Source organism: Streptomyces sp. NPDC054794 (genome assembly GCF_053611585.1).
On record NZ_JBSHAQ010000003.1, the window covers coordinates 26,584 to 37,690 of the forward strand.

The following is an 11,107-nucleotide window of genomic DNA, read 5'->3' on the forward strand; positions in this document are numbered from 1 at the left end:
CGGACCCTCCCGAGCCGGCCCTTCTCTAGTGGATGTCGGACACCTGTTGCGGGGCGGCGGACAGTGCGGCGCGGGCGGCGGAGAGGACCTGCTCGGACAGCGGGGAGTCCTTGGTGGCGCGGGCCAGGAGAAGGGCGCCGAGCATGGTGCACAGCCGGGCGATGCCGTCCTCGTCGTCGGTGGCGAGCCACCGGGTGAAGTCCCGTACCCCTTCGGCGTAGGTGCGGTGCGCCCCGTCGTCGCCGCTGTCCCGGGCCATGTCGGTGGCGAGCGCGGCGACGGGGCAGCCCGAGGCGGGGTCGTCCCGGTGCCGGACGGACAAGTACCCGTCGATCAGGGACTGCTGGGCCTCGGCGCTGTGCCCATGGTGCTCTTCGAGTGTGATGGCGTGGAACTCGGCCAGTTCGCCGAACGCGTGGGTGACCGCCTCGTCGATCAGCGCCTCCTTGGAGTCGAACTGCTTGTAGAAGCCGCCGTGCGTCAGGCCGGCCGCCTTCATCAGATCCGCGACGCTCACGCCCGTGCCCTGCTCGCGGAACAGCCGCGAGGCCCGCTCCACGACCCGCCGACGGTTCGCCTGCGCCTGCGCCTGTGAGACGCGACCCATTGGGCACCTCCCTTTTGGATGTCGGACGACATCTATCGTACGGTGCTATTTAGATTACCTACATCATCTATTTCGGGCGCCCTTCTCCCCTTCTCCAAGGGCGCGCCCCCACGGGAGACACTTCATGGCCACTCGCCTCGGCCCGGCCGCCGAAGCCGACCTGACCACCACCGCCACCGCTACCACCCCCGCAAGCGCAAGCACAACCGCCACCTCCGCCACTATCACCGCGCCACCGGTCCGGCTCTGGCTCCAGCCGGCCGTGATCGCCCTGGTCGTCGTGGCGGCCTTCGTCGGCTGCTACGTCGGTCTGCAGCGCAACCCCCAGCCGCACCGGGTGCCGGTGGCTGTCTCCGGGCAGAAGCTTTCGGGCGAGATACGCCAGGTCCTCGGTGACACCGTCGATGTCCATCGTGTCGCCGACGCCGCCACCGGGCGCGCCGAGGTGGAGCGCCGCGACGTCGTGGCCGCGCTCAGCCGCGGCCCGGCCTCCGACCGGTTGCGCCTGCAGGTCGGCGGGGCCAACGGGCAGTCGACGACGACGGCCGTGAAGAGCCTGATCGGTGCCTATGCCCACGGGTCGGGCCAGCGCCTGACCACGGTGGACGTCGTCCCGCTCGCCCGTTTCGACGCCCGTGGACTGGCCGGGTTCTACGTGGCGTTCGGTGTCACGCTGGCCGGCTTCGTCCTCGCCCAGAACGCCCTGGGCCTCGCGAACCATCTGCACCTGCGCCACCGGTTCTGGCTGCTGTCCGGCGTCTCCGTGGCCATCGGCATCATCGCCACCGTCATCGCCGGACCCGTCCTCGGGGCGGTGCCCGCGCCGGTGATGCCGCTGGCCTTCGCCCTGTCCCTGCTCGCCGCGGCGGCCGCGTTCACGACCAAGCTGCTGGGCACCTACCTCGGCCCGGTCGGCGTACCCGTCGCCACCCTCTTGCTGCTCACGGTCGGCAACTCCACCAGCGGAGCGGCCATCGGCCCGGACCTCCTGCCCTCCGCCGCCCGTGCCGTCTCCGCCCTGCTGCCCCCGGGCGCGGCCGTCCGCGCCGTGACCGACCTGAGCTACTTCCACGGCGCCCAGGCGGTGCAGCCGTTGACCACCCTCGCACTGTGGGCGGCGATCGCCGCCGTCCTGGTGAGCCTGCGGCCCCGCTTGGGGCGACGGCGCAGGCGGGCGACGATCTGACCCACACTCAGGGCGAGGCTCCTGTAACGGTGCCGGCTGCGGTCCGCTCGTGCCGGTGGAGTCTCGGGCAGTCCGGGCGTGTGACGCAGGGACCGCAGCACTCGTCTCACCGGGATTCCCTGTCCCCCGACTACCCACACCCGGTCTTCCCCCTACGAGGCCAAGGCGCCTGCCAGAAGCCCACAGAGTTCCAGTTCCGCGACGTTCATGCCCTGGACATCGGCGACGACCTGCGCGGATGCCGCCCAGTGCGATCGTGGGCCCCGGACCGCCGAACGCGCTCGAAAGCACACGGGCGCGTGATCCAGGTCGGTCCGGCACCGGCTCCGAAAAGGCTGAGCGATGGTGAGGAACCGATGAACCCGAGTGACGTCGACCGTACCGAACACACCACTGCCGAACATCAAGCCGATGCCGGGGTCAAGCCGCTGCTCGACGCCCCCCAGACGGCCGCGGCGGGAGTGGCGATGTGGATCTTCGTCGTCGCCCCGCCGATCTCCCTGATCGCCGTGGTGCCGTTCGCGTGGGGATGGGGCCTGTCCGCGCTGGACCTCGGCATGGCCGTGGTTTCCTACCTCGTTTCCCTGGCCGGTCTCACGGTCGGCTATCACCGTCTCTTCACGCACCGCTCGTTCAAGGCACGGCGGGGCCTGCGGATCGCCCTGGCCGTCGCGGGTTCGCTGGGGGTCGAGGGCTCGCCGGTCCAGTGGGTGGCGAACCACCGGCGCCACCACGCCTTCGCCGACCGCGAGGGTGACCCGCACTCGCCCTGGCGCTATGGCACCGACACACGCGCGCTGCTCAAGGGACTTCTCCACGCGCACATCGGGTGGATGCTGAAGCGTGAACTGAGCAACCGGGCCAGGTTCGCTCCCGACATCGCCGCCGATCCCGATCTACGGCTCATCGGCCAACTCTTCGGACCACTGACCGCCATCTCGCTCCTGGCCCCGGCGTTGGTCGGCGGGTTCGGCACCGGCACTTGGACGGGTGCGCTGACCGGGTTCTTCTGGGCCGGCGTGATCCGGATGGCGCTGCTGCACCATGTCACCTGGTCGGTGAACTCGATCTGCCACGTCGCAGGCAGGCGTCCCTTCGCCAGCCGGGACAAGGCCACCAACTTCTGGCCACTCGCACTGCTGTCCTTCGGCGAGAGCTGGCACAACTCGCATCACGCCGACCCCACAGCCGCGCGCCACGGCGTGCTGCCGGGCCAACTCGACCCGGCGGCCCGCCTCATCTGGGTGTTCGAGAGGCTCCGCTGGGCCCACGACGTGCGCCGGCCGAACTCGGACCGTCTCGGCGCGCGACTCCTGCCCAACTCGGGCGCTCCGCACGGGTCCTCGGGCTGACGACACTCGGACGACACGTCGCCACGGGAACCGCTGGAGCCGCCTACACGCCCCGGACCGTCCCGGCCCGAGGCGTTTCCCCTGGTCACGCTTGCGCCCTGGGCAGGATTCGAACTTGCGGCACGCGCTTTGGGAATTCGATGCAGGTGCTGAAAGGGGCAGGGCTGCTGGGCAGTATCGGGCGTTCGGACAGTTGCCGTTGCCTGCCTGGGGCTGCGGCTGTTCACAGCCGTTGATGTCAGTGCTGGATGTCAGCCCCCGCGCCACGGCACGCCTGATCTCGTCCTCGTTCACGTGGTTGCCCCCGTCACCCGGCGCGCTCCGAAACGGAGAACCTACCCGCTACAACACGAGGCCGGCACGACGGAGGCCGGCGTGCACCTGGGGCGTACGGGCGCGGGATGAGCGCGTACGGTCTGGGATTCGCCGTGGTCAAGGACATCGCCGCCTACGCCTGACCTGCCGGGCCCGGGTGCGCTGACTCCTGGGCCCTGTCGGTGGTTGGACCCCTCAGTGCGTCAGATTGGCCCAGATCGCCGCGATGGCCCCCGCCTGGACGAGGACCCAGGCGATCTGAACGGACAGGCCGCGCAGCTGGTAGACGAACAGCAGCAGGGCGAAACGGCTGGGCAGGTACTGCCAGTCCTTGCGGAAGGTCGCCAGGTCCATCCAGATGCTGGTGAGCGTCAGGACGCACAGGAGGAGCGCGGCGTACAGGAGCAGCTGGCGGGGATCCGTGTCGATGACATGGAGGAACGCGGCGGCCAGTACTACGGGGGCGCCGTAGGCGGCGGTGAGGAGCCACGTCCGTGCCTGGCTCCGGCGTCCCGGCAGCAGACGCCACAGAGCCCCGAGCGTGAAGCCGGCCGCCGCCCATGCCATCTGATAGAGGATCAGGTCGGCGACGAGTTCAGGAATGCCGACGGGGGTGAACAGAATCTGCGCTCGCCCGTAGGGCTCCTGTGCCTGGTAGTAGAGCAGCAGCCCGGTGGCCGGGAGTCCGAACCGGAATGCCAGACGCGCCGCGCGGACCGCATTGGACCACCAGCGCCCGTCCGGTCCCCAGGCCAGGGCGATGTCCAGCACCGAGATCTGCTCCGGCGGATCGGCTCCATCGCACGCGGTGACCAGCCAATTGCGCAGGTCTTCCAGCTCTTTTTCCAGCCCCTCGTAGGTCACCCCGCCGGCATGACCGTGGTCCAGCAGGCGCATCTGGTGGTTGACGTTGAGGTAGTGGCGGGCTTTCTCCAGCAGTTCGTGCCGGTGCGGCTCGGTGCCCAGCCTCTTCGTATAGAAACTCTCGCCCATCCGGCTCAACACGGACCAGCGGCGCCCGACGCCGAGGACGACGTACACGGCGGCGATGTTCAGCACCAGCCAGACGCCGTACAGGGCGCTGGTACCCGCGAACTTCGCCGCCCGCTGTCCGACGAAGAAGGCGAAAAAGGAGACGGTCAGCAGGATATCCAGCTTGCTCGGCCCGGGGGAGAACCGCTCGAATCGACGGCGGTCCTGTGTCCGGGCCGGCCTGTTGCGGTAACCCAGCAGCGCCAGCAGGGCGATGCCGGTCAGTACCCAGCTGTAGGCGAAGATCCATTTCAGGTCGCTGAAGAAGAAGTTCCCCAGCAGCTTGCTCTGGTACGCGTTGTACTCGGCAGGGTCGTACTGCTCGGCGAGCCAGTTGACGCGCTCCCATTGTTTCGCGTTCGCCTTCCACGCGAACGCGAGCAGAATCCCGGCGACGGCCGCCAGTAGACATCCGACGACGGCCACGCACTGCGCCGGGACCCTGTCCCACTGCCGGGTCCAGCGCTCGCGCAGCAATCCTCCTTCGTGCGCGAATCGCCAGGCCCAGGCGAGCATCGCGGCCAGCCACAGCCACACGGTCGCCAGGCCGACCAGGACAAGCCCGGTGCGGCCCAGGGCGGTTGTCGTCCCCGGCTTCAGGTTCTCCGGAAGATCGAAGACACTGTGGGCCACGATCACCAGCAGGCCGATCCCCGCGACCGCACACGTGGTTGCCGTGACGGCGCGAGCCTGACGACGCCGGCTGCCGCGGACGCCGCCGGACCGGGCCGGCTCGTCACGGCCGGCGCCAGGTGCGGTCGGTGGCGCGCCGAGGACCCAGGGGCGGGCGACGAGCACCAGGGCCAGGCCCGCGTAGATGCAGAGGACGGCGTACGACCGGGGTGTGACTCCCTGCTGTGTGAGCAGCAGCAGCGCCAGGGCGACCGCCCCGCTGAGTACGGCCCACTCCAGCAGCGTTCGCGTGAAGCTCGTGCTGTGTCCGGTGCCGGGCTCGGTGTCGGTGCCGGTGTCGGGGACATCCGCCGCCGGGTGCTGGGCCACGTCCCCCACCGGTGGTTGGGGCGGCGTCCCGTGCGCGGCGGCTGTTCCGGTGCGCCGGGCACGGAGCGCGGCCACGGCGATCAGGATCGAGGCGCACACCCACCACGAGGCGATGCCCGCGGTGGGCCAGAGCGACTGGGTGAGCGTCGCCGACAGTCGGCGCTGCCAGGGCGGATCGACCTCCACCTGGACCTCTTGGGGCAGCCTGTTCTTCCACACCAGCCCGTTCTCCGTGGAGGACGATGCCCGTTCCACGAGGTCGCTGAAGCCGAGGTCGCCCAGATCGGCCTCGATCCGCTTCCACCGGACGGTCTGAAGTGTCGGCGGCCACAGGTAGACCATCCACGTTCTCCCTGTGGGGACGATTTCCCAGGGGCCCACGGGGAAGGGCTTGTCCGTGGTGATCCAGTTGTACGCGACGTAGCGCACCTCGACCGAGGAGTCGGTGGCCCTCACCACGGGATCGCGGGGATGCCATTCGTTGCGCGACCCGGGAGTCTCGTCGCCGAGCAGCAGGCACCGCATGGCCAGGCGGTACTGCAGGGAATGCACGCTGAACGTCAGCTGCTTGGCGAGCGGCCAACTTCTCGGCACCCGCACCGTCATGTCGGAAACGACCCAGGGGTGCGACTGCTTGTGGTGCCGCAATCGCAAGGTGGCCTCGACGCTGCTGTCCTTGAGGCGTTCTGACTGGCAGCCGGCACCGGGGTCCCGCCGCTGTTGCGCCGACGCCGGATCGCACGTCCACACGCATGACACCAGAACCACGAGTAACAGCAGCCGCCACCATCGAGTCATCGCCATAGGGCCGACACCTCTCCCTGTCCCCGGCGAATCTAGACAAAACGTCGTATCTGTCATGCACAGACACACGTCGAACCCCTGACACATACCCCCTTGGGCGTGCCAGTGGCATTTGCAGAGCCTGGTTCGGCGCCCGACAATGGAAGCTGGTGACCGTCAGCCGATTGACGGAGGACTCATGACCGACACCCAGGTGGGCGTTCCGCGCAAGCCGCTTCCTCGGTTCGAGGAGGCCGAAGGGCTGGGACCCCAGGACGCCGAGTTCGTCGAGGACCTGGTCGCGGTACTGGCCAAGCACGGGAATCTGAACCGTTTCGGCCTGTGCCTGCTGCACGACCACTTCCCGCTCCGCGCGGACGAAGTGCTGGTGGAGACGAACGACCCCGAGGCCCGCACGCTGCACGCCCACGTCGAGAGGGCGGACGGGACACGGCACGCCAAGGCGTCACAGTGGCGGTTCGTGCCCCATGCCGACGGCGAGGCGGACGCGGAGCCGGCAGCAGGCCCCTGCCAGGAGATCATGCTGTGCACCACGCTCGACCTGTGCCCGGGGCGTGAGCACGAACGGGACGACCGCCGCTCCGACCACTAGGAGCAGGACGCCGGAGCGAGACCTGCGACGACGGGGCGCCGTCCGTGGCGGACGGTGCCCCGTCGCCAGTGGCGGACCCGGAACGGGCGACCTGGTTGGCGGGAACGTCGCGACCATGTTCGGACGGGTGTCGGCCGGGCCACACCGGCTGCCAAGCCCCGGTGGCCGCCTCTCGGGTCGAAACTCAAGCCGCGTTCGAATCCTCGGTGTGCTCTGACGCCTCCCGTAGCCGTGAACGTCTGCTGTCCGTTCTCCGTTCTCATGGACAAAGCCAGAACGGGGGTGCGGGAGTCGTCTGATGCCAGCTACCGAAGGCGAAGCAGCGAGCATCGCACCGCAGACCTTTTGGGGGCGACAAAGTTCTACGGGCCGGGGGGCGCGCCATCTCCTGGAGTCTTGGCGGACACTGCTCCGACCTCGGGTGGGACAGGGATTACGGCGTGGAACTGGGCTGTGAGTATCTCGGTCTCCTCTCCGGTCGGTGACCTTCGTGTGCTTCTTCTCGGAGCGGCGTAGGAAGGGGCGGGCGCGGCGGCTGCTCTCGGGGGCGGCCGTGGAGAAGGACCTGTCTCAAAAATGTCCAGGATGAATCTGGATAAGTTCATCATTACTGCCCAACTCCGTATCAGTAGATGAGACGATGCCCGACTTGTATTGATCCCGTGAAGGTCGCTGATACTGTTCCCGCCGTGATTCGGACATCTACTCCGGCGTTGACGCGACGTCGCGCCGTAGACCTGATGCGTGTACGCAGCGCGGCCTGTTGCCCCGGCTGCGCCCTGGCGTGCCGCTGAGTCTGACCGACTCTCACACGCGCGCTCACTCCTCCCGGCCGTGACCCCCACGCGCGCGGGCGCGCCCAGGCGATTCCTTCTTCCGGACGTTCGGCCCACGGACCTGCTGCCCGCGGTCGTTCGGCTCCCGGTCATTCAGCCCTGCGGTAATTCGCTTTCCCGTACCCGCGTCCAACGCACCCGCGCGCTGTCCCCTGCGCGGATGCCGCATGAGCGTGGGCCGCCTCACGAGGAGTTCAACCATGCGCATGAAGCGCACCTCCGCCGTCGCGACCGCTGTCGTAGTCGCCACTCTCGCCTCGGGTCTCACCCTGACCTCCGGCGCCGCGTACGCCGATCCCGGCGCCGGTATCGTCGCGCACCAGCTGGTCGGTGTCGGCTCGGACGTCACCCAGGACGTCTTCAACGCGCTCGCGGGTGAGAGCGTCAACGGCACCAGCTACGCCTCGACCGCCGTCACCGCGGACGGCTACTCGATCGCCTCCTACAACGCGACCGAGCCGGGCACCGGCTCCACGACCTCACAGATCCAGACCCGGACGACCGGGCCGAAGTTCCTGCGTCCCAACGGCGCCAACGCCGGCCGCGTCGCCGTCAGCGACTCGGTCGCGGGCGGCAACTACGCCGTCTCCGCCAGCACGAACGACGGCACGGTCAACATCAAGGACCAGATCGATTTCGCCCGCAACACCAGCACGCCCGCCGTCGCCGGCAACGCGCTGACCGCGATCCCGTACGCCCGTGACGCGGTGGGCTACGCCGCCAAGGGCACTGCGCTCGCCCAGCTGACGAAGCAGCAGCTGCACGACATCTACACCGGCGCGCTGACGGAGATAGACGGGGTGAAGATCCACCCGTTCATCCCCAACTCGGGTGCCGGCACCCGCACCTTCTTCCAGAAGGCCATCGGTGTCACCGACGACCAGCTGGGCAGCAACGTCGACACGCTGGACTACAACGGCACGCCGGTCCAGCAGAACCGCCTGAACGACGTCATCAAGAACGACGGTGATCTCGTCCCGCTCTCCATCGCCAGCTTCGTCGCCCAGCGCAACGGTGTCGGAGAGGACCGCAGCGCGACCGCCGTCGAGGGAGGCGCGTTCGTCGGCGCGTTGGACGAGGAGAACACGGGCACCTACACCCCGCCGGTCATCAAGAACGCCGACGGCACCCTTTCCTCCAACCCCGACTTCTTCGCCGACACCACCTTCGGCCGTGACGTCTCCAACGTGGTCGCCACCCGGGCCATCGACCCGACCAGCGTCTTCTTCAACAAGCCCCTCTACGACGTCTTCGTGACCGACGGCGATCACAAGGCGGCGCTGGCCTCCGACACGGCCCAGGCCGTGATCGCGAAGTTCGGCTTCCTGAACGTCAGCTACAACGGTGTCGCCGATCCGACCAACAAGCACGTCAAGCGGGGCGGTCTGGAGGACAGCCACCTCTCCCTGGCGGTCCCGGCAGCCCCGTCCGTGACCGCGACGGGTGGCGCCGCCGGTGCGCTGAAGCTGTCCTGGGCCCCGGCCGCCGTGAGTGCCGAGGTGAGCGACTACCGCGTCACCGTGCAGGACAGCAACGGCACGGCCGTGGGCGGCTACGCGTACAAGGACGGGCCCGCCTCCACCACCAGCGCGAGCCTGACCGGCCTGACGCCCGGCTCGTACACCGTCACCGTCTACGCCTCCAACATCAACGGCGACAGCGCCGCCACCACGAAAACCGTGATCGTGCGCTCGGCGACGACCGTGACCGCGACGCCCGCGGTGGCGAAGCCCGCTTACGGCACCACCGAGTCGATCGCGGTGACCGTCAACCACACCGGCGGCGTGCCGACCGGCACCGTCTCCGCCTACTACGGCACCACCAAGGTGAGTTACGCCACCCTGAACTCGCTCGGCAAGGCCACCGTCAAGGTCGCCACCACCAAGCTCGGCGCGGTGGGCGACAAGACGCTGAACATCCGCTACGGCGGTGACAGCACTCACGCCTCCTCCCGCCACAATGCCTCGTTCACCGTCGTCAAGGCCACCCCGACCCTGACCGTCACCGCCCCGGCCCAGATCAGCCACACCAAGCACGCTGTGATCGGCGTCAAGGTGAGCGCCACCGGCATCGTCCCGACCGGCAAGGTCAAGATCTACAACGGCACGACCCTGGTCGGCAACGGCACCCTCTCGGGCGGCAAGGTCTCGATCACCATCGCCACGCTCTCCAAGGGCAAGCACACGCTCAGTGTCCGCTACGGCGGCAGCAGCTACGTGAACGCCAAGTCCAAGAGCATCACCATCTCCAGCTACTGAACTGTCAGCCAGTGAAACTGACGAACCATCACCACAGTGCCTGAAAGGGCTGGAGCCGACGTCATGCCGGCTCCAGCCCCGGGCGCGTACCGCAGCACAGAGAGGAGTACGGGGACCTTGGGCCTCCCGTCGACCGCACCGGGTGAGGACACCCCACGGCGGCTGTCCGCCGCACCGGGCATCGGTGACCGTCTCTTCCGGGGCGTGCTGCGCACCTCCGGGCTGGCCGTGCTCGCCATCATGGCGGCCGTCGGCCTGTTCCAGCTGCTGCGCGCTCTCCAGGCGCTGCGCGTCGCCGGTTTCTCCTTCTTGACCACCGAGCGGTGGGAACCGGACGCGCACAATTTCGGCATCGCCGCCGTGCTCACCGGCACCGTGCTGATCGCAGCCGTCGCTGTCGTGCTGTCGGTGCCGCTGGCGCTCGGCACCGCGCTGTACATCTCGGAGATCGCGCCCGAGCGGCTGCGGCGCACGCTCATCGCGCTGGTGGACCTGATGGCCGCGGTGCCGTCGGTGGTCTACGGCCTGTGGGGCCTGTTCTTCCTGCAGAGCAGGGCGATCGGCCTGTCCCGCTGGCTGTCCACCTGGTGCGGCTGGATTCCGTTCCTGCACGTGGACGGGGTACGGCAGGACGACCCGCTGGCGTCCGCCAGCGTGTACACCGCCTCGACCTTCATCGCGGGCATCGTGGTCGCGCTGATGGTGGCGCCGATCCAGTGCTCGGTGATGTGCGAGGTGTTCAGCCGTGCGCCGGTGGGCGAACGGGAGGGCGCCTACGCGCTCGGCTCGACCCGGGCGGGCGTGATCCGCACCGTGGTCCTGCCGTACGGGGCCGGCGGCATCATCGGCGGCACCATGCTCGGGCTGGGCCGCGCCCTGGGCGAGACCATCGCGGTGTACCTGGTCATCTCCCCCGTCTTCGAGATCCAGCCGCACATCCTGCAGACCGGTGCGAACTCGGTCTCCTCCCTGATCGCCCTGCACTACGGCGACTCCTCCGAGTTCGGCGTCTCCGCCCTGATGGCGGTCGGGCTGGCCCTGTTCCTGATGACCCTGGTGGTCAACTTCACCGCATCGTCGATCGTGGCCCGGTCGCGGTCCGGTGCGCAGAGCGAGGCATGAG

The 11,107-nt window shown here is 69.0% G+C and carries 7 protein-coding genes; 5 read left to right on the forward strand and 2 right to left on the reverse strand.

All coding sequences use genetic code 11. The annotated features are described in order from the left end of the window. Positions 1-25 precede the first annotated feature (25 nt). The gene (locus tag ACWGKT_RS03835) at positions 26-607 is read right to left on the reverse strand and encodes a TetR/AcrR family transcriptional regulator (protein ID WP_453272339.1); all 582 of its coding nucleotides are present in this window, start codon (positions 605-607) and stop codon (positions 26-28) included. Between the two features lie 124 nt (positions 608-731). Between ACWGKT_RS03835 and ACWGKT_RS03840 the strand changes: the two genes are divergently transcribed. Then, positions 732-1,793 (forward strand): hypothetical protein, encoded by a 1,062-nt coding sequence (locus ACWGKT_RS03840; protein ID WP_453272340.1) that lies wholly within the window; start codon positions 732-734, stop codon positions 1,791-1,793. Positions 1,794-2,149: 356 nt separating this feature from the next. After that, positions 2,150-3,145 carry an acyl-CoA desaturase gene (locus tag ACWGKT_RS03845; protein WP_453272341.1) on the forward strand — a complete coding sequence of 332 codons (996 nt, stop codon included), beginning with the start codon at positions 2,150-2,152 and terminating at the stop codon, positions 3,143-3,145. A gap of 510 nt (positions 3,146-3,655) precedes the next feature. Here ACWGKT_RS03845 and ACWGKT_RS03850 read toward each other — a convergent pair. Further along, positions 3,656-6,298 (reverse strand): DUF6185 family protein, encoded by a 2,643-nt coding sequence (locus ACWGKT_RS03850; RefSeq protein WP_453272342.1) that lies wholly within the window; start codon positions 6,296-6,298, stop codon positions 3,656-3,658. Positions 6,299-6,476: 178 nt separating this feature from the next. Here ACWGKT_RS03850 and ACWGKT_RS03855 point away from each other — a divergent pair, with 178 nt between their 5' ends. The 3 genes from ACWGKT_RS03855 to pstC all read left to right on the forward strand — a co-directional run bounded on the left by ACWGKT_RS03855 (position 6,477) and on the right by pstC (position 11,106). Continuing rightward, the gene (locus tag ACWGKT_RS03855; RefSeq protein ID WP_356151889.1) at positions 6,477-6,890 is read left to right on the forward strand and encodes a hypothetical protein; all 414 of its coding nucleotides are present in this window, start codon (positions 6,477-6,479) and stop codon (positions 6,888-6,890) included. A gap of 1,036 nt (positions 6,891-7,926) precedes the next feature. Further along, complete coding sequence (locus ACWGKT_RS03860; RefSeq protein ID WP_453272343.1) at positions 7,927-9,984, forward strand: Ig-like domain repeat protein; 2,058 nt, start codon at positions 7,927-7,929, stop codon at positions 9,982-9,984. Positions 9,985-10,101: 117 nt separating this feature from the next. Next, positions 10,102-11,106 carry a phosphate ABC transporter permease subunit PstC gene (gene pstC, locus ACWGKT_RS03865; protein ID WP_453272344.1) on the forward strand — a complete coding sequence of 335 codons (1,005 nt, stop codon included), beginning with the start codon at positions 10,102-10,104 and terminating at the stop codon, positions 11,104-11,106. Position 11,107: the final 1 nt, after the last annotated feature.

What these genes read in the sequence shown, in the direction of transcription:
- ACWGKT_RS03835 (WP_453272339.1), bottom strand. Translation starts at nt 607, where the DNA reads ATGGGTCGCGTCTCACAGGCGCAGGCGCAGGCGAACCGTCGGCGGGTC.
- ACWGKT_RS03840 (WP_453272340.1), top strand. Translation starts at nt 732, where the DNA reads ATGGCCACTCGCCTCGGCCCGGCCGCCGAAGCCGACCTGACCACCACC.
- ACWGKT_RS03845 (WP_453272341.1), top strand. Translation starts at nt 2,150, where the DNA reads ATGAACCCGAGTGACGTCGACCGTACCGAACACACCACTGCCGAACAT.
- ACWGKT_RS03850 (WP_453272342.1), bottom strand. Translation starts at nt 6,298, where the DNA reads ATGGCGATGACTCGATGGTGGCGGCTGCTGTTACTCGTGGTTCTGGTG.
- ACWGKT_RS03855 (WP_356151889.1), top strand. Translation starts at nt 6,477, where the DNA reads ATGACCGACACCCAGGTGGGCGTTCCGCGCAAGCCGCTTCCTCGGTTC.
- ACWGKT_RS03860 (WP_453272343.1), top strand. Translation starts at nt 7,927, where the DNA reads ATGCGCATGAAGCGCACCTCCGCCGTCGCGACCGCTGTCGTAGTCGCC.